Source organism: Nocardia sp. NBC_01377 (assembly GCF_045040005.1).
Lineage (GTDB): Bacteria > Actinomycetota > Actinomycetes > Mycobacteriales > Mycobacteriaceae > Nocardia > Nocardia noduli.
Window position 1 is genome coordinate 2,665,751 of the sequence record NZ_CP109566.1, and the last position, 17,309, is coordinate 2,683,059.

General features: G+C 65.9%; 17 protein-coding genes and 2 pseudogenes. 10 read left to right on the plus strand and 9 right to left on the minus strand.

All coding sequences use genetic code 11. From position 1 onward, the window contains the following. Positions 1 to 31: 31 nt before the first annotated feature. Positions 32 to 1,441: an MFS transporter gene (locus OG225_RS12215; protein WP_405181779.1), complete on the plus strand. Its 1,410-nt coding sequence runs from the start codon at positions 32 to 34 to the stop codon at positions 1,439 to 1,441. A gap of 16 nt (positions 1,442 to 1,457) precedes the next feature. Here the strand turns inward: OG225_RS12215 and OG225_RS12220 are convergent, their stop codons facing one another. The 5 genes from OG225_RS12220 to OG225_RS12240 all read right to left on the minus strand — a co-directional run bounded on the left by OG225_RS12220 (position 1,458) and on the right by OG225_RS12240 (position 4,650). Continuing rightward, entirely contained in the window at positions 1,458 to 2,063 is a 606-nt protein-coding gene (locus tag OG225_RS12220; RefSeq protein ID WP_405181780.1) for a dihydrofolate reductase family protein, read from the minus strand. 181 nt (positions 2,064 to 2,244) lie between these two features. Continuing rightward, positions 2,245 to 2,538 carry a cytochrome C oxidase subunit IV family protein gene (locus OG225_RS12225; protein ID WP_405181781.1) on the minus strand — a complete coding sequence of 98 codons (294 nt, stop codon included), beginning with the start codon at positions 2,536 to 2,538 and terminating at the stop codon, positions 2,245 to 2,247. Between the two features lie 5 nt (positions 2,539 to 2,543). Continuing rightward, the gene (locus tag OG225_RS12230) at positions 2,544 to 3,134 is read right to left on the minus strand and encodes a cytochrome c oxidase subunit 3 (RefSeq protein ID WP_405181782.1); all 591 of its coding nucleotides are present in this window, start codon (positions 3,132 to 3,134) and stop codon (positions 2,544 to 2,546) included. Then, complete coding sequence (locus OG225_RS12235; protein ID WP_405181783.1) at positions 3,131 to 3,910, minus strand: hypothetical protein; 780 nt, start codon at positions 3,908 to 3,910, stop codon at positions 3,131 to 3,133. Before OG225_RS12235 ends, OG225_RS12230 begins: the two co-directional genes overlap by 4 nt. Beyond that, positions 3,907 to 4,650: a hypothetical protein gene (locus OG225_RS12240; protein ID WP_405183244.1), complete on the minus strand. Its 744-nt coding sequence runs from the start codon at positions 4,648 to 4,650 to the stop codon at positions 3,907 to 3,909. Before OG225_RS12240 ends, OG225_RS12235 begins: the two co-directional genes overlap by 4 nt. 225 nt (positions 4,651 to 4,875) lie before the next feature. Between OG225_RS12240 and OG225_RS12245 the strand changes: the two genes are divergently transcribed. The 4 genes from OG225_RS12245 to OG225_RS12260 all read left to right on the plus strand — a co-directional run bounded on the left by OG225_RS12245 (position 4,876) and on the right by OG225_RS12260 (position 8,385). Continuing rightward, the gene (locus OG225_RS12245) at positions 4,876 to 5,433 is read left to right on the plus strand and encodes a TetR/AcrR family transcriptional regulator (protein ID WP_405181784.1); all 558 of its coding nucleotides are present in this window, start codon (positions 4,876 to 4,878) and stop codon (positions 5,431 to 5,433) included. After that, positions 5,430 to 6,680 (plus strand): carboxylesterase family protein, encoded by a 1,251-nt coding sequence (locus OG225_RS12250; RefSeq protein ID WP_405181785.1) that lies wholly within the window; start codon positions 5,430 to 5,432, stop codon positions 6,678 to 6,680. The genes OG225_RS12245 and OG225_RS12250 overlap by 4 nt, the downstream gene beginning before the upstream one ends. A gap of 358 nt (positions 6,681 to 7,038) precedes the next feature. Beyond that, complete coding sequence (locus OG225_RS12255) at positions 7,039 to 7,410, plus strand: hypothetical protein (RefSeq protein ID WP_405181786.1); 372 nt, start codon at positions 7,039 to 7,041, stop codon at positions 7,408 to 7,410. Positions 7,411 to 7,950: 540 nt separating this feature from the next. Further along, positions 7,951 to 8,385, plus strand: coding sequence for a DoxX family protein (locus OG225_RS12260; protein ID WP_405181787.1), 435 nt, complete (start codon positions 7,951 to 7,953; stop codon positions 8,383 to 8,385). A gap of 38 nt (positions 8,386 to 8,423) precedes the next feature. On the opposite strand, the gene OG225_RS12265 is transcribed toward OG225_RS12260, so the two are convergent. After that, the gene (locus tag OG225_RS12265; protein WP_405181788.1) at positions 8,424 to 9,251 is read right to left on the minus strand and encodes an AraC family transcriptional regulator; all 828 of its coding nucleotides are present in this window, start codon (positions 9,249 to 9,251) and stop codon (positions 8,424 to 8,426) included. A 50-nt stretch (positions 9,252 to 9,301) separates the two neighbouring features. On the opposite strand from OG225_RS12265, the gene OG225_RS12270 reads away from it, so the two are divergent. Next, positions 9,302 to 9,721 carry a DUF2000 family protein gene (locus OG225_RS12270; RefSeq protein ID WP_405181789.1) on the plus strand — a complete coding sequence of 140 codons (420 nt, stop codon included), beginning with the start codon at positions 9,302 to 9,304 and terminating at the stop codon, positions 9,719 to 9,721. A 269-nt stretch (positions 9,722 to 9,990) separates the two neighbouring features. On the opposite strand, the pseudogene OG225_RS12275 reads toward OG225_RS12270, so the two are convergent. The 3 genes and pseudogenes from OG225_RS12275 to OG225_RS12285 form a co-directional block, all read right to left on the minus strand. Beyond that, positions 9,991 to 10,476, minus strand: a pseudogene (locus OG225_RS12275) (IS5/IS1182 family transposase); the annotation flags it as partial. 91 nt (positions 10,477 to 10,567) lie between these two features. Beyond that, positions 10,568 to 10,984, minus strand: a pseudogene (locus OG225_RS12280) (hypothetical protein); the annotation flags it as partial. A 736-nt stretch (positions 10,985 to 11,720) separates the two neighbouring features. Further along, on the minus strand, positions 11,721 to 12,146 hold the full coding sequence (locus OG225_RS12285) for a hypothetical protein (protein ID WP_405181790.1): 426 nt from the start codon (positions 12,144 to 12,146) through the stop codon (positions 11,721 to 11,723). Between the two features lie 325 nt (positions 12,147 to 12,471). Between OG225_RS12285 and OG225_RS12290 the strand changes: the two genes are divergently transcribed. From OG225_RS12290 to OG225_RS12305, 4 genes are all read left to right on the plus strand, one after another. Continuing rightward, positions 12,472 to 13,356, plus strand: a complete 885-nt coding sequence (locus OG225_RS12290) for a helix-turn-helix domain-containing protein (protein WP_405181791.1) — start codon at positions 12,472 to 12,474, stop codon at positions 13,354 to 13,356. A 247-nt stretch (positions 13,357 to 13,603) separates the two neighbouring features. After that, positions 13,604 to 14,995, plus strand: a complete 1,392-nt coding sequence (locus tag OG225_RS12295) for an ABC transporter substrate-binding protein (RefSeq protein ID WP_405181792.1) — start codon at positions 13,604 to 13,606, stop codon at positions 14,993 to 14,995. Positions 14,996 to 15,083: 88 nt separating this feature from the next. Next, the gene (locus tag OG225_RS12300) at positions 15,084 to 15,983 is read left to right on the plus strand and encodes an alpha/beta hydrolase (RefSeq protein ID WP_405181793.1); all 900 of its coding nucleotides are present in this window, start codon (positions 15,084 to 15,086) and stop codon (positions 15,981 to 15,983) included. A gap of 398 nt (positions 15,984 to 16,381) precedes the next feature. Then, positions 16,382 to 16,948 (plus strand): hypothetical protein, encoded by a 567-nt coding sequence (locus OG225_RS12305; RefSeq protein ID WP_405181794.1) that lies wholly within the window; start codon positions 16,382 to 16,384, stop codon positions 16,946 to 16,948. Positions 16,949 to 17,309: the final 361 nt, after the last annotated feature.

Here is a 17,309-nt window from a genome sequence, read left to right on the forward strand (position 1 = left end):
GAGCCGACGATCTCCGACAGAAGCGGCTTCCATGACCGACACCTCGCACCAGGCTCCGGAGCCCTCGGGCAGTAGCGCCACCACCTCCGGCATCGTCGAGACGACGGTGTATCCCAAGCGTCCCGCCCGGGCCGTCGACCTGTCCAAGGCCGCGCCGCTGGGGTGGTGGCCCGCCGTGGCCATCGCCCTTGTCGCGTTCATCGACAGAGTCGAGATCAATCTGATCGCCGGTGCGCTGCCCGCCATCCAGGACCATTTCGGTTTCAGCGATACCGCCGCGGGTGCGATCCCGACCGCGGCCGGTATCGCGGGCGCGCTTCTGCTGCTGCCCGCCGGACGTCTGGCCGACCGAGCGCCTCGTGTGGTCACGATCGCGGTAGTCGTGCTGGTGTGGTCGTGCTGTTCGATACTCAGCGGCCTGGCGACATCCTTCGTGATGTTCTTCCTGGTCCGCATTCTCATCGGCGCCGCCGGGCAGCTCTACAACCCGCCCGCGTCGAGCCTGCTGGCCGACTGCTATCCGGCCCGAAGTCGTGGCAAGGCATACGGATTCGAACGCGCCGGATACTACCTGGGGCTGCCCACCGGCGTTATCCTCGGTGGCGCGCTCGCCGAGGTGCTGGGCTGGCGCGCGGTGTTCTTCGTCGCCGCGGTGCCCGGTCTGCTGGTCGCCGCACTGGTGCTCACCGTCCGAGAACCGTTGCGCGGGCTGGGGGATCGTCTCGATCGCCTACGCGCGGGCCCGGAAGCCCGGCAGACCGACGAAATCCCTTCCGCGCGTGGTAAATCCCTGCTCGGTGAAGCGCGATCCCTGCTGCGGGTGCGCACACTGACCGGCATCATCGTCGGGCAGGCCCTGCTGTCGCTCGGTATCGCGGGTGTCTTCTACTGGCTGCCCACCTTCCTCGAACGCACCGAGAATCTCGACTACGACGCTGCTTCCGGGCTCGCGGGCGCGGTCGGCGGCCCCGGAATCGTGATCGGAATCGTCGTCGGCAGTCGGCTCGGCGACCGATTCCACGGTATCCGCCCCGGCTGGCGCATCACCGTCGCCACCGGATTCCTGCTGCTCGGCGCCCTCACTCTCACCGGTGCGGTCCTGCTGTCCGGTGTCGCCGTGCGCGTCGCGATGATCGCCGTCGCCTGCGTCGGGTTCGCGGGTGCCATACCGAATCTCACGGCGGCGTCCGCCGATGTCGTACCCGCCGACCGTCGAGGTATGGGATTCGCCCTGCTCACCTTCCTCGTCACACTCGGCGGCGCGCTCGGACCGTTCTTCGTCGGCGTCACCTCCGACCTGGTCGGCTCGACGGCCTATGGTGGCGAACCGCTCGCGCTGGCCATGCTCGCCCTGGTGCCGGCCATCTTCCTGGCTGTCGTTGTGCTGCTTCGGATCCGGGCGCGATACGACGACGATGCGCGGACCGCGCGCCCGACCTGACAGGTCCCGCTCCGGCTCAGCTCGTCCGGCGATACCGGATGTGCGTGGCCAGCGGCGAATGCAGCACCTCGACGGGCTCGAACCCGAAGGATTCGAGGCCGTCGAAGATCCGCTCGCCGGACCCGAGCAGGACGGGGGCGAGGTCGAGCGTGAGTTCGTCGATGACCCCGGCGACGAGCGCCTGGCGAACGGTGGAGGCGCCGCCCGCGATGTCCACACCGTCCCCGCCCGCCGTCTCACGGGCCTGCGCGTAGGCGGAGTCGAAGCCGTCGGTAACGAAGTGGAAGGTCGTCCCGCCTTTCATCTCGATCGGCTGGTGGGCGTGATGGGTCAGCACGAACACCGGTGCGTGGTAAGGCGGCTCGTCTCCCCACCAGCCACGCCAGTCGTCCTCCCACTCGCCGCGGATCGGCCCGAACATGTTGCGGCCCATGACGTAGGCGCCGCGCGGTCGCATGAGCCAGCCCGCGGCGGTCTCGTCGTTCTCGGTGGCGCGCCCGTCGCCGATATGCCAGCCGTGCAGCTCTATTCCGCGCTTTCCGAGCGGGTGTTCGCGCCCCTGGTCCGGCCCGGCGACGAATCCGTCGAGCGAGATGGACATGTGGCAGGTGGTGTCCGGCATCCACGACCCTTTCCAAGGTGATTGCGATTTGCAAGTAGTAGACCGCAATCTACCCGAGGTGACGGCAAACCGAAAGGACATCCGTGGACGGTGACTCCGGGGGCGCGGTCCGAGTCACCGCCTTGCGCGGGGCCTCTGCTCAACGGCCCGTATGACGCCAGGTTCCGGCGTGACCGGTCGGTCAGTAGAGGTAGATGGCGAGCAGGGCGATCCAGATGACGGCCAGCCAGGCGTCGGTGGTGATTCGGAGCCAGAGTGGCGCGTGTCGGATTTCCATGAAGTAGCGGATGATCAGGCGGCATTTGATCAGTCCGAGGATGACGACACCGGTGATCAGGCCGGTGTCGAGGCCGCTGGCGTCGGTGTGGCCGGGGGTGAGGCGCCAGGCGACGAGTGTCGACGCGGTCAGTGCGATCCAGGCGCAGACGATGACGCGTTTGTCGCGGCGGAGTTCGGTGGTGGTCGCGGTGGTCATTCGGATCACCTCATGAGGTAGATGATGGCGAAGATGACGACCCAGAGCAGGTCGATCATGTGCCAGAACAGGGCGCCTTGTTCGACGATGCCGATGCGTTGTTCGGCGGTGTCGCGTAGTTCCCGGACGACGATGCCGAGGATGAGCATGCCGAGCAGCAGGTGTGCGAGGTGCACGCCGGTCAGGACGAAGTAGAAGCTGAAGAATTCTTCGGAGACGGTGTGGCCGTTGCTGATCTCACGGTGCCATTCGAAGATCTTGACCAGGGTGAAGATCAGTCCGCACGCCGCCGCGGCGAGGACGAGCCGTCGTGCGCTGCGGATCGCTCGCTCCCGCACGGCGATGACGGCGAGGGCGACGAACATCGAGCTGGTGAGCAGGACGACGGTGTTGGCGACGCCGATGCCGATGTCGAGATGTTGTTGGGCGGCGGAGAACTCGTCGGCGGATCGGGCGCGGAAGACCATGTAGACGACGAAGTAGGCGCCGAAGAAGAACAGGTCACCCAGGATCATCACCCACATGTCGATGTCGCCGGGTAGGTGGCGCGAGCGCCGGGTTTGGGCGGGGCGCGTGTCGGGTGCGGACAGGGTCATCGGGTGACCTCGGTGGGGTAGAGGGGCGGGGTGTGCGCGGTTTCGGCCTTGGTGGCGTTGCGCAGGATCGGGAGCAGGCACACGATCCACAGCCCGAAGACGACCACGGCGACGTAGAAGGTGATCATCCCGTTCCAGGCGAACGCTCCCGAGTGGAAGACCCACATCTGGGTGGCGAGGACTTCGGTGACGATCTGCCAGAGGGAGATGTAGGCGAACCATTTGGGGAAGATGTGGTTGCGGTCGTAGAGGATGGCGATCGCCAGGACCGTGTAGGCGGCGGTGAAACAGCCCAGCGAGCCGTTGTACGAGAGCATGCCCAGGTCGTAGAGCATGTGCTGGATGGCGGGGTCGCGGTCGGGGCGGAACGTGGCGGTGAGCCAGCACACGAGCAGGAGATGGAATCCGGGGATGGCGCCGACTCCCATTCCGGCGATATAGGCGTAGGCCAGCAGCGATCCCGATGACATGCGTTTCATGAAGTAGCCGATGATGCCGTTGGAGACCGCGGCCCCGCCCGCGACGACCAGCAGCACGCCGAATCCGGCCTGGATGCTCCACTGGTGTTTGTCGAACCACTGCGCGACCTGGATGTCGGTCACGTCGGGGCGTGGTGGCGGTGTGGCCCTGCCGAAGAACACCACGCCGACCGACAGTGCGGTGTAGAAGGCGGCGAAGAGCCAGTAGGTGATCCAGACATCCAGTCGCACTGGGCTGTTCGGGCCGACGCCGTCTGCGGGCGAACGGTCCGGTGCCGAGGTGGTCACGGAAGTCATGACGGGTTCACCTCCTGCCGGGCCTGGCGATCGAGCGCCGAGCGCACGAGGAAGAACATCACCGCGACGAACAGGGCGAAAGCGCCGTTGCGCAGCCAGAACGACACGAAACCGTCCCAGGCGAGCGGGCCGTCGCGAAAGACCGCGGCACCGGCCGACGGGGCCATCGCCAGCGCGGTGAGCACCGAGTAGGGCGCCACCCACTTCGGGAAGATCGGATGTGGCTGGTCGTCGAAATATACTGCGAGAGCGAGTAATACGAACTGGGCGACCAGCATGCCGATCGGCGCGATGAAGATGATCCACGCCAGATCGTTGAGCACCTGGATCAGTTCCGGTCCGCGGTCGGGGCGGAACGCGGCCACGGCGAAGAAGATGTTCGACAGTGCGAACAGGGTCACCCCGGCCACGATCGAGGTGAGGTAGGAGAAGGCGAAGATCTGACTCTGCCCTCGCATGCGCAGCATCTGGCCCATGATCAGCACGAAGAACGGGACGATCATGACCCCGCACAGGTTGAATCCGACCATGCTGAACCGGATCAGCGGGGTGTTCTCGTCGTAGAACCGCGCCACTTCCGTCGCGGTCATATTCGGCGACATGGGCGGGAAGAAGCCGGGAAACGCCACGAACAGCACCGACAGCACCAGCGCGACCACGGGGGTCGACCACAGGATTACCTGTTGGGCTCGCAGATTCGTGGCCCCGGATCGCTCCTCGTCTTCGGTGAGTAGCTGCATGTTGTTGGCTCCTGCCGGATCGATGGATGACGAGGCCGCTGCGGGCGGCCGTGCCGCGCGCTGGGTCATGGCGAGGAGCATCCCAATTTTTCTGACTACGGTCAATAATTGTGACACGGTAGAGTTACTGCTATGGCGACAGTTTCACGCGGATCGAAAGATGACGGTAGTCAGAAAAGAGCGACGCCGGTCCGGGCGCGTTCGCACGCCAGCCGGGAAGCGATCATGCAGGCGGCGATGGCGCTGTGGCGCACGAAGGGGTTCGCCGACACCACCGTCACCGACATCTGTAAAGCCGCCGGAGTGTCGAAAGCCTTGTTCTACGTGTACTTCTCACGTCGCGAGGACGTGCTGCTCGAGGTAGAGGTGTTCACGATGCGAGACGCGCACCTGGCCGCCGAAGGCGTGGTCTCGGGCGATTACACGCTGACCGACGTGATCGCCGCGGTCGTGGGCACCCTCGAACAGCGCGCCCGCCAATACCCGCCGGAACTGATCTTCGAAACGGTCCTGGAGACCTACCGGATCGAACGCCGCGCCCTCGCCGAGGGGGCGACCCAGGCCGATATCGCGTACCTGTTCCTCGAACCCTTCCGTCGAGCCCACCGCGACGGCCGTATCCCCGCCGAGGTCGACGTCGTGCGTGCCGCGCGCATCGCGCAGATGCTGGTGGCCGACGGGATCCGCTGCTGGGCCGCCGCCGGTTTCGACGACCCCGCGCTCGCCGAAACCCTCGCCGCCGAGATCGGTGCGATGCTCGCCGCCGCCCATGTCAGCGCATGAGCGGTGTCTCGAAACATGCTGATACACAACGGATCACACCCACACCCGGTGGGGTCGTCCGGACCGCCCCGATCCGATACGCGAACGCGGGCCGGTTCCAACGCCCGCGTATGGTCGACGGCCCCGATCCCACCTGCGCGGGGCAGATCTGCCCGCAGCCCATCTCGCGCTCGGCTACACCGATGGGTGCGCCCGCGACCCTGCCCAGGGGCGAGGACTGTCTGAACCTGGTGATCGCCACCCCGGCTCGTGGCGAGGGCCGTCGTCCGGTGATGGTGTTCGTCCACGGCGGCTCCTTCCGCCTCGGTGCGGGGCTGCTGGACTGCTACGACGGCAGCGCGCTGTCCGTGGAGAACGACGTGGTCGTCGTGAGCGTGAACTATCGCCTCGGCGTATTCGGATTCCTGTGCCTGGACGGGGTCAGCGAGGGCAATCTCGGACTGCTCGACCAGATCGAGGCCCTGCGTTGGGTGCGGGCTCATATCGCCGACTACGGCGGCGATCCCGACAACGTCACGGTATTCGGTCAATCCGCCGGGGCCCTGTCGATCCGATTGCTCATGGAAATCCCCACTGCCCGAGGACTGTTCACCCGGGCCGTCCTCCAGAGCAGACCCACCCCCTACGCCGCACGCCCGCGCGACGCCGCCGAAACCATCGGCACGTGCTTGCTCCGGTTGCTCGACGACGACCCACGCACCGCCTCGCTCCCCGCGCTTCTCGCCGCCGCCGCGACCGCCGCCGAACTGGCACGATCCGGTGAGACGATCCCCCCGTTCTATCCCAGCCACGGCACCGCCTCCCTGCCGCGGTCGGGGTCGGCCTTCGCCGACAATGTCACCGGCCTTGACGTGCTGTGCGGGTGGAATGCCGACGACGCCTCGGCATTCACCTCCACCCCATCCGGACAACATGCCGTGGACCTGACCGAACAACTGTTCGCCCGACCCATCACCGCCTTCGCGAACCGACTCGTCGACGTCGGCGCGCGCGTCCACACCTACCGCCTGGCCTGGCGGCCCGACAATTCCCCGCTCGGCGCGACCCACAGCGTCGAACTACCCCTCGTGCTCGGTAGGCAGGCATGGCAGGGGGCCGCGTTCCTCGGGACCACGCCCTGGCACCGCATCGACCGACTCGGCCGTGCGATGCGCCGAACCTGGGCATATTTCGCGCGAACGGGAGACATTCGAGCTTCGACCGAACTGCCGCTGACGTGGCTGCGAATCGACGTCCGAAACCGATGATCGTGCGGGTTCGTCGAAGTTCGCCGAGCTGATGGGGTGGTCGGCGAGCGCGACACCGGGCTGCGCTACGTCGCGACTGTGGCCGTGGAGTCCGGTCGGCAACTCGCGAAGACGGCACTCGGCGGATTTCGGCGATGGCCGGCCGGATGAGGAGTTTCGTTTCCGATTGCGAAAACGGGGTTCTCGTTGCGAGCGAACTGTATTCTGACGCGGTCCGGATCACAGGTCCGGTCGCGGCCCATTCCAACCGGGGGAGTGGGTCCCCGCGACAGGGCGTATCCGCGCCCCGAGTCGCGGCCGAGCGATGCTTGCAGCCGCTCTTCTCCATCCGATTCCAGTCCGTAATTGGGAGCTGTCAATGAAGATTCGTTCTGCTGCTGTCGCCGTGGGGTTCGCCCTGGCCACCGCGATCGGCGCCGGTTGGAACACCGCCGCCGCGGCGCCGCTGGAGTTTGTCGACCTTCCCGCGAGCGACTGCGCCGTGCTGAGCCAGATCGGTTCCGCGACGATCAGCACGCTCGCGCCGTTGCAGTCGGCGCCGGCTGATCAGGCCGCGGCCGGTCTCGCGGCCTACGTCGCCCAGTTGCGCGGTCAGGAGAGCCAGGTCAGTTCGCCGGAGGCGCAGGCCGCAATCGAAGGGCTGGCCAGCGCCCTCGAGAATTCCAGTGGACCGGAGTCCGCGGGTGCGGTCTACGGCGCTCTCGGCAGGGTGAATTCCGCCTGCTCGTAGGCCCGCCGACCGAAAACGGCGCCCGGTATGCGGAACGGTCCGCATACCGGGAGGTCGGCGCGGGCGTTCCCCGCTGGCATCGGCGATCGTGTTCGGCCGTTGGAGGCCCGTCCGCTGCCGGAGTGTTGTCGAAGTCGTGGACCGGGCCGAGTAGCCCGCCCCTCTGGTTGGTAAAGGCGAATGTCGAAGGCCCGCTACGGAAAACGGGTATTCGATATTTTCGTATCGTCCGGGGCGAACGTGTCTCGATCCAGGTGATCATCTCCCGGATGCTGGTCGAGTGAGGACTACGCCGATTGGCTGATGAAGCACCACAGGCCGATGAGCGGGTGGGCGTTGCACAGATTGTCGACGACGGGCTCGGTCTGCCCCGGAGTCGGTGACTCGAGCGGAAGGGGTTCGGCGACGGCGGCACCGTCGCGAAAAGCCGTTCGACCCTGTCCAATGACTTTTCTCGCGACAGCGATGATTCCTGCGGCGGTGCTCCGTCTTATCGGTTGACGCGCTACCAACCCGGCGCACCGACCAGAAGGACCGGACATGACCACCGCCAACCCCGCTGCCGCCCTCTCCGACACCACCGGCCGTCCCGGCAAGATCCGCAACCGCGTGCTGTGGACCCTGCAGATCCTACTCGGCCTGTTCTTCATCATCGCCTCCGGCGGACCGAAGCTCGTCATGCCCAACGCCCTGACCGACAACGCCCCCGAGAACCTCACCATCCCCATCGGGCTGCTGATCTTCATCGGAGTCGTCGAGGTCGCCGGAGGAATCGGCCTGATGGTGCCCAAACTGAGCGCCTTGGCCGCGGCGGGTCTGTCCGTTCTGACCGTGCTCGCCGCCGCGACCCAGGCCTTTATCGCCGACAAGCCCGCGATGGCGATATTCCCGCTGGTCCTGGCCGCGATCTTCGCCTGGATCGCCTACGAGCGCCGCGCCACCCTCACCGATCTGCGCAACACCCTGACGCGATGACACATCGATGAGCACATGTTCGGTGGGCGCTCGGCGCGTTACCGATCCGTCCGGACGCGAAAGCCGTCCGCGCCGCGTGCGTACTGCCCGGGTGTCATGCCCAGAATGCGTTTGAAATGTCGGATCAGGTGCGGCTGGTCGTGAAAACCGGTGGTGGCGGCCACGTCTCGCGCGGGCATGCCGCCAAGCAGGAGCGGGCGGGCGAGATCGACCCGTCGGGAGATCAGATACCGGTGCGGTGGCATCCCGAACTCGCGGCTGAACGCGCGTATCAGGTGGGTGGGATCGGCGTGCAGGACGGCCGCGGCCTCGGTCAGGGAAATGCCCTCGGGCGTGCGGGAATCGAGCAGGTCGCGCAGGCCGTGAGCCAACCGGGGATCAGCGCGCGCAGGCGCCGGGTCGGTGCCGTGTAGCAGATCGCGGAGTCGGTCATGTATGAGAGCGAGGCGACTACTGGCGTCCAGCTCCTCGCCGACGTGGGTGAGTGTCGTATGCAGCTGCCGGACGCGACGGTGCAGAAGCGGGTCGGTGAAGGTCGGGGTGTCGACGGCGCAACCGATCATCGCCTCGGAGAAATAGGCATCGTCGAGGTACAGAACCCGTTTGCGGAACCCGTGCGCGGTCGCGGCCTGTCCGTTGTGCGGAACATGCGGCGGCAGCAGCGACACCGTCGAGCCGAGCACCCCGTGTTCGTGACGGTCGAGGTCGTAGCGGACCGCCCCGTCGTCGACGATAAGCAGCGTCCAGGAATTGTGGGCGTGCATCGGGTAGACGTGCCCGACGAACCGGGCATGGAAGACCTCGACAATGCCGGGAACCCGCGGCTGCCAGGCCTTGACCCGCTCGACCGTGCCGCCGACAACCATGCCAGGATCGTACAAGCCTCGGCGGGCATGATGGCGGCAGAGTCGTGGGCATGGAGAACGTGCGATTCGATACCAAGCTCGCGGTACTGCTGCGCGCGGACCTACAGACCTGGCAGCGGCTGAATGTGACAGCGTTTCTGGTCAGTGGCCTGGGCACGGCACAACCGGAGGTGATCGGGGAGCCGTACGAGGACGCGGACGCGACGGTCTACCTTCCGATGTTCCGGCAGCCGGTACTCGTCTTCGAGGGCAGTGAGGAAGTTCTGCGCAGTGCGCACGGCAAGGCCCTGACGGGGGGACTGCTGACGGCGGTGTTCACCTCTGCTCTGTTCACCACCGGAAACGACCGGGACAACCGGGCCGCGGTGCGGGCGGTCGGCACCGACGCCATGGACCTCGTCGGCATCGCCGTGTACGGACCGCGCAACGTCGTGGACAAGACGCTCGAAGGCGCGCGAATGCATCCGTGAACAGAACACCGTGACCCATCCGGGCAGTGTCCGAAGCACTCGCCCGTTCGCGAAGGTCGGGAACAGGCGACGACATCGCATGCGCGCGTGTCAGCCCCGACCTGTGGTCGCCGCAGACTCTGTGCGGAGATGTCACTGAGCCTTTCCGAGTAGCGGCGTGTCAGTCGTTACCGCCCCGGACGGGTGGCCGATGTGGACCTCCGAGGTTCGTCCGGGCCTCGCCCAAGTATCCGAGATCGCCCAGCACGGGCAGGTTTTCACCGGTCCAGTCCGTGGCGGCCGTGTTTTCCCGACCACCAGAGGTCGACTTTGACCCGGCGTGGCACCGAGGTGGCTTTGGCGGTGGTGGGGCCGGCTTGGCCGACCCGGTCGGTGTGGATGAGCGTACCGTCCACGCTGATGTGCTGGTGCCCAGCGACTTTCGCAGCCAGCAGCACGTTGTGCAAGGCCGGGGCCTGGGCGGCGAGAGTATCGATCACCTCGTGGAGGCTGTCGTAGGCGGTGGTGCGGCCGATCGCGTTGTCCAGGGCGAGCTGCTCGACACGGGTGCCGTCGGTGAACCACCGCAACCCCAGCACTGCCTGTTCGAGGCAGGTCAACGCCCTCCAGCGGGTCCCCAAGGCCTGGCGGCGCGCGGCCAGCAAGCCCGCGACGTGGGCGACGGTGGACTCGGGCAACGGCAGGATGGCGATGTATGCGACACTCATGACGCGCGGAACCTCTGTGAAGTTGATCTTTAGTCGGACCTCCTTCATACGCCAGAGGTTCCGCGTTTCGCGTTCCACCCCAACATCTTTCAGCACCGCCGCAGCAACCGATCCGTCAGACCACTACTCGGAAACGTTCAGTGAACAGGTAGGGGTGTCCGTCGTAGGTGATCGGGATACTGTGCTGGGTCGCCCAGCCGTCGTTCCACGTCATCCGCGCCAGCACCGGCACCGGCGGATTCGGGTCGCGCCGCTGCACAGCGCTCGAGTCGAGCACCACAAGTCCGCCCATGTTGTCGGACAGATATACGCGGTTGCCGTCGTCGCTTATTCCCATGCCGTGCATCGCCAGACCCGGCATGCCCTGCCAGACCACACGCGGATGCGAAGGGTCGGTCAGGTCGACCGCGTTCACCAGACCCGGTGCGACACCGGAAGTTCAGTAGGTGAAGCCGTCGGGGGAGAACCCGCCCTCGTGGGCGGTGATCGGAAGCAGTTGCAGCGGATCGGTTCCCGGCCCGGGATTGAGCAGTCGCGGGTGCGCGCAGCCGCTGAGGGCACCGCCACGGCGAGCACCATCGACGCCGAGACCGCCAGTCCGGCGCCCAGTGCGCGACGCAATGACTTCGATGTCATATTTCTGCTGCCCTCGCCGATGAGGGCCCCTTTCTGATCCTGTACTCGGCACTACCCGTGACCACACGATCCATCGGCGCACCGCATCGACGGCGTGCCGCGACGAAGACCGATTTCACGATCACCAACCGGAGTATCGGCTCCGGTTCGTTCGGTAGTCTGCGACAGCCCACCCCGGTGCGTCGACACCCTCTCGTCTCCGATGGGGACCGAGCACAACGTTCTGGCCCGTCCGTCGACAATTCGCACAGATCTCGTTGATCGACGGCACATGACTCCGGCTCGATGTGCTGAGTGATGCCCAGCGGCAAGCACTATCGGCGGACCGCGGCGGTGGGTGGTCACCCCCCGTGGTGCGAGAACACCGATCAGCGCGTTGCGGGTGCGCACGGCGCGTTCCCGGTGGATCGTGAGTCGTTCGTACATCGGCACGAAGACATTGCGCCGGTATCGGCGATCGGACACGATCCACGGTTCCCGCACCGCGAGAAGGGCTTCCAGGACGCGGGTGAGCTGGACGTGGTCAGCGCGGCGCCCAGGCACAGGTGCCTGCCACCGCCGAACCACAGCTGCCGAAGGTGCGGGACCTTCCCGAGACGCAGGTCGTAACCACCGAGTTCGTTGTTGATGGTCAGCTAATCCCTCGATGCGGAATTTCACATCGAGTCCTGCGAAAGGGTGTCGAATGATCCGACGATCGCGTGCACTGCTCGGAGGACGGACCCGCGAAATCCGGTACGACGCTCGTCGTCGTCGGTGCGGCGTTCCCAGTCGCGCAGCATGAGTCGTCGCCGTTCCAGGAGCGCGGTGATCGCGCCGCCGGGGTAGACGAGAGTGTTGGTTCCGTCCTTTTCGATGAAATAGCTGTCGCATCCGCCGGTGGACCAGATCCGGGTCGACTGCATCGCGCGGGCTCGGGTGACCCACCTGGTCTCGGCGTCGACCGAGGGCGTGTAGCGGGTGACGCCATCGTCGCGCATCCGCGTGATGATCCGGGCGATCAGCCCGCTGCTCGCTTCGATGCCGAGGAACTCCCCAGAAATCCGCCGACAGATATCGCGCACCGTAGAACCGGGGTCCACCACCACGGATCATGGCGTTTCAACGGCTCCAGAAACCAGGTTACTCGTCGGTATGTGAGTGCGGAATCACGTTTGCCGCTCGTCACAGCCCCAGCCATGACCGTATCAACGGATTCGTTGCTGATCGTTCGAGTTCGCGTGCGCCGGATCGTTCGCAGGGGCAATCGGCCCGACGTTCTGCCCCGAGACGTAGGGCCGTACGCCGTGGCCGTCGCCGACGTGGCGAAGGTCTGTTCGCCCGCCCCCTCCGGCGCGAGGGTTCCCTCGCGGTGAGGGGCAATGACAGGGCCTGGTTGATCGCGAGCGGAATTTGTATTGTCCATGAATGGACCATCGCAGTGAGGTTCGCGAATTCCTGTCCTCGCGACGTGCGCGAATAGCGCCCGAGCAAGTCGGACTTGCCACGGACGGCGGTGTTCGGCGGGTTCCTGGTTTGCGACGCGAGGAAGTCGCGGCGCTGGCCGGTGTTTCGGTGGACTATTACACCCGCGTCGAACGGGGAAATCTCCGTGGCGTGTCCGGTCGGGTGTTGAATGCCCTGGCGCGCGCCCTGCGAATGGAACAGGACGAGCGGATGTATTTGTTCGCTCTCGCCAGAGTCGCGGAATCCGACACGGATCGCGCGCCATATAATTCGCGACCCGCCGCGCTGCGGCCCAGTGTCCGCGCGATCATCGACGGCTTGGTCGGATTGCCGGTGACGGTGAGCGACAGCCGGATGCAGATGGTCGCGGCGAACGCGTTGGGTCGTGCGCTGTGCGCGCCACTGTTCGATTCCCCCGATGGGCTCGCCAACCACGCCCGGTTCATCTTTCTCGATCCGAGGGCCCGCGAGTTCTGGGTGGACTGGGAGGACTTGGCCGCCGAGGCCGTCGGGTCGTTGCGCAATGCCGTGGCACGCGATCCCTACGACAAGGATCTGTCCGATCTGATCGGCGAACTGGCGACCCGCAGCGACCGGTTCCGTCAACTCTGGGCTTCCCGAGATGTCTACGTGCACAAGGGTGGTCTGATGCGGATCAATCACGCCGTGATCGGGCGGGTCGATCTCACCTACGAGATCCTCCGACTCGAGACCCAGCCCGAGTTGGCGATGCTGGCCTTCTCCGCGGAATCCGGATCGCCGTCCCACGACGCGCTGACGCTACTCGCCTCGTGGGCGACGACTGTCGACGATTCGAGCGTCGAGAACGTCCGCCACCGATTCTGACCGACCCTGGCCGAACGGTTCGGTAACGCCGATTCTGCGAATACACAAAGGAGTGAAATTCCGACGGTGGAATCGTCGTGCGCGAATGGTCGCGTGTCGTCTGCGACCGCACCGTCGCGTCGATATCTCCGCCCGCGGCCCCCGAGGGCGATGGTTCGACTCGCCCCGATTACCGAACAATAAGACCTTCGGGTCGCCGATATTCTCCGGGCATACCGCCCGTCGTACTCCAGGAGCATCATTTATCGTGAAATCGTATCGTAGACTGGCCATTCTATCGGCCACCGCACTCGTACTGATCTCGGGCTGCGGCCGCGACGCTACCGATATCGAACAGGCGCAACCGGGCTCGCCGCAATCCGCGGTACCGGCGGTGTCCGGTGAGTTCGCCGACCTCGGTTCGGTGTGCGGGAAGGGCGCGCCCACCAAGGCTTCGGCGCAGGGCGTGACCGCCGATAAGATCGCCGTGGGCGTCTTCAGTGACGTCGGGTTCACCAAGAACCCCGAATTCGTCGACGCGGCGAAGGTTTTCACGTCGTGGTGCAACGACCACGGTGGTATCGCGGGCCGCGAACTCGAGGTGAAGGTCCGCGACGCGAATCTCACGGAAGTGCGTCAACGGATGCGTGAAGCCTGCCGCGATGACTTCGCACTCGTCGGCGGCGGCACCGGACTGGACTCCCTCGGCGTCAAGGACCGACTCTCGTGCCTGCTTCCCAGCTACCCTGCGCAGGTGGCCCAAACCGGAAGTATCGCAGCGGATCTCGAAGTCAGCGCCTCGCCGTCGGCTTTGCCGCTCCATGACATCCAGACCGGATTCCGTCGCTGGCTGATCACCGAGGGATACCCGGATTCGATCGGCCGCATCGGTATGGTCGACGCGGATTCTCCGGTGACCAAGGTTTTGGCGGACAAATCGTCGGAAACGCTCGAAGGGCTCGGCGCGACGATCGTCTACCACGACCGCTATCCGGTCGCGGGCGTCTCGGACTGGACGCCGTACGCGCACGCCATCAAGGAAAAGCAGGTTCGCGGCTTGATCTTCAACGGTCAGCCCTCGCAACTGCCGAAACTCGAAGAAGCGCTCACCCAGATCGGCTACCGACCGGACTGGATCGACGCGACCAACAACAACTACACGCCGTCCTTCGCGAAAGCCGTGGGAGGCTCCGCTTCGTTCCAGAACAACCTGGTGGACCTCGGCGGTGTGGCGCCTTTCGAGAAGGCCGATTCCGTGCCGGCTCTGCGTCGGATCGAAGCGATGTTCGCCCAGTACCTTCCGGGGAAGAGCGAGATCACCTTCCCGCAATTGCGTGCGATGTCGGCCTGGTTGCTGTTCGCGAAGTCCGCGGCGAGTTGCGGTGACAACCTCACACGACGCTGCGTGTACGAGGCGGCGCTGTCGAATACCTCGTGGACCGCGGGTGGTCTGCACGCTCCGGTGGATATCTCCAACAGGGAAAATCCCGTCAAATGTTTCAACGTCGAACAGGCGACATCCGACGGCTGGAAACCGGTCGATCTCGGAACCGGCACCGAGCTGTACCGCTGCGGAGTCGACAACTACAAATTCACCGCCGACTACGGTAAACCGGCTACTCTCGGCGACGTCGGCAAGTCCATGACCGAGTTCGAATAGATTCTCCCGCAGCGTTGTCCATGGAACGCGCGGATGAAACGACTCCGAGAACATGCCGCCCGGAAGGCGGCAGAGAGGCTGTTCGATCATGACGGGTGACCGAATCCATCCCGAGTTGCGCCGCCGGGCACGTTTCGTGCCTCGGCAGCCGGTATCGCCGAGAACCCTGCCGATCATTCGCCGATTGCACAATGCGGCAGGCAACGGCCGTGACCGCGACATCGAGATCGTGGAACTCGACAACAATGTGCAGGTCAGGGTTCACCGTCCGGCACAGGCAACCGGTCCGACTCCCGCGCTGCTGTGGATTCACGGCGGGGGATACGTCATCGGCCGCGCGCAACAAGACGATGCGCTGTGTCGGCGTTTCGCCGACACCCTCGGGATCGTCGTCGCCGCGGTCGACTATCGACTCGCCCCCGAACATCCCTATCCGCAACCACTGCACGACTGCTTCGACGCATTGCAGTGGTTGGCCGACCGTAGCGAGGTGGATTCCACGCGCCTGGCGATCGGCGGTGCCAGCGCGGGCGGTGGACTCGCCGCCGCCCTCGCGCTCTACGCACGTGACCACGGGCCGGTGGTCCCGGCACTGCAACTGCTGCTCTACCCCATGCTCGACGACCGCACGGTCCCACGCCCGGAGGTCGCCGATCACTATCGGCTGTGGAGCGACCGAAGCAATCGCTGGGCATGGGACTGCTACCTCCGCGACGCCGACCGTGAACTGGCGGTACCCGCACGTCGCCAGGACCTGATCGGCGTCGCACCGGCCTGGATCGGAGTCGGCACCTGCGATCTGTTCCACGGTGAAAGTCTCGGGTACGCCGAAAGGCTGCGCGCTGCGGGCGTGGACTGTTCCCTCGAGGTCGTCCCGGGCGCGTTCCACGCCTTCGATCTGGTCGCGCCCAAAGCGTCCATTTCCCGGGCCTTCTTCTCGAGCCAATCGGTCAGCCTGTCCGCGGCACTCGGCACTGCGGTCCGATAGGCGCTCGGCCGACCTGCGCAAGCCCTCGAGGCAGGGGGCTTACACCTCGGTAATACCCGCCGATAGCAGGCGATATATGTCGTATCGGAGGGGTTACGACACACGGGGTGGAAACCATGCGAACACGACGATTCCTACAGGCCGCACTCATCGCCTGCACGATGACTGTTGTCACGGCTTGCGTTGGCGAAGACACGAATTCACCACAACCGGGTGCCTCGGCATCCGGTTCATCGACTGTCGGCTCACCGACGTCGGCGCCGCGTTCGAGTATCGCGTCCCCCTCGGCGACGGTGGTCCCGGCCACATCGGAGCCATCGGCCGCGACGGATACCCGGGCACCTGCGGAAACACCGGCCACCACCGCCGATCCGGCTCCTGGTTCCGCGTCCGGCACAGTGGTACTGCGCACCGTCACCGTGCAGGGTGTCGCGGTGCCGAACGTGGCGGTGACTCTGGCCCGCCACGCACCGTGCGATCCCGCCACCCGCGATCTGCCGGAGGGCTCCGCGGAGGTGGGGCAGTGGTCGGGCACGACCGACGCCGAGGGGAAGATCTCCTTCGCGGTTCCGGTGGGCTGCTTTCACTTCGGGATGAAACCGCCGCCCGGAACCAACCCGGTACCGGAGGGTATGCACACCCTTTTCCTTGCGACCGGGGGACAATCCGTCACCGGCTCGCTGCGTTTCCAGGACCCCGCTCCGACCACTGAGTGCGATCCGCAGACCATCGAAAACGATCTCGGGCTCGGCGAACCCCACAGCAGTGCGGTCGCGACGGTGCGCGAATGCGACGGTTCCTGGGCGGTCATCGCCTGGGATCTGCCCGGCGACAGCCAGCGCTTGGTGCGCCGGGTGGACTCCCACTGGACCACCTATGTGATCTTCCCGCACGATCGGTGCTGGGCCGCGGCGCAGGCCGATGGCGTGCCGAGCACGCTGAAGCAATACTTCTCCACCTGCTGAACCGATCAGACCGAACCACTCGACGCGCAGGTCACCCGACCGGCTCCGGGGTGACGTGCGTGCCTGCGCCGCAGACGGCTGCCGGAGGGGTTGTCGCAGAACGTGTTTGCGATCGTGTGCTGTGCCTGTCAGCCTGGGAAGGCAGGGAATCCCGCAGTCGGAGAAGGCACGGTCGATCATGTGCCGCTTCGGATACGAACGATTGCGCGTGCTGCTCCGGGTTCCTCGTGTGGTGTCGAACGACTCGACGAAGCATCCTCGGCGATTGCGGTCGCTCCGGGCCGCGTGAAAAGTGAGCACTCATCTATCTTCTTGCTCCGGTACCGTGCCGCGAGCGCGGATCACCCACTATTTGCGCTGG

Bases quoted from the DNA above. Each gene is read 5' to 3' on its own strand.
- OG225_RS12270 (WP_405181789.1), top strand. From the start codon at position 9,302: ATGGAGAACGTGCGATTCGATACCAAGCTCGCGGTACTGCTGCGCGCG.
- OG225_RS12300 (WP_405181793.1), top strand. From the start codon at position 15,084: ATGACGGGTGACCGAATCCATCCCGAGTTGCGCCGCCGGGCACGTTTC.
- OG225_RS12225 (WP_405181781.1), bottom strand. From the start codon at position 2,538: ATGACCACCGCGACCACCACCGAACTCCGCCGCGACAAACGCGTCATC.
- OG225_RS12255 (WP_405181786.1), top strand. From the start codon at position 7,039: ATGAAGATTCGTTCTGCTGCTGTCGCCGTGGGGTTCGCCCTGGCCACC.
- OG225_RS12245 (WP_405181784.1), top strand. From the start codon at position 4,876: ATGCAGGCGGCGATGGCGCTGTGGCGCACGAAGGGGTTCGCCGACACC.
- OG225_RS12265 (WP_405181788.1), bottom strand. From the start codon at position 9,251: ATGGTTGTCGGCGGCACGGTCGAGCGGGTCAAGGCCTGGCAGCCGCGG.
- OG225_RS12235 (WP_405181783.1), bottom strand. From the start codon at position 3,910: ATGACTTCCGTGACCACCTCGGCACCGGACCGTTCGCCCGCAGACGGC.
- OG225_RS12215 (WP_405181779.1), top strand. From the start codon at position 32: ATGACCGACACCTCGCACCAGGCTCCGGAGCCCTCGGGCAGTAGCGCC.
- OG225_RS12290 (WP_405181791.1), top strand. From the start codon at position 12,472: ATGGACCATCGCAGTGAGGTTCGCGAATTCCTGTCCTCGCGACGTGCG.
- OG225_RS12220 (WP_405181780.1), bottom strand. From the start codon at position 2,063: ATGCCGGACACCACCTGCCACATGTCCATCTCGCTCGACGGATTCGTC.
- OG225_RS12240 (WP_405183244.1), bottom strand. From the start codon at position 4,650: ATGCAGCTACTCACCGAAGACGAGGAGCGATCCGGGGCCACGAATCTG.
- OG225_RS12260 (WP_405181787.1), top strand. From the start codon at position 7,951: ATGACCACCGCCAACCCCGCTGCCGCCCTCTCCGACACCACCGGCCGT.
- OG225_RS12230 (WP_405181782.1), bottom strand. From the start codon at position 3,134: ATGACCCTGTCCGCACCCGACACGCGCCCCGCCCAAACCCGGCGCTCG.
- OG225_RS12250 (WP_405181785.1), top strand. From the start codon at position 5,430: ATGAGCGGTGTCTCGAAACATGCTGATACACAACGGATCACACCCACA.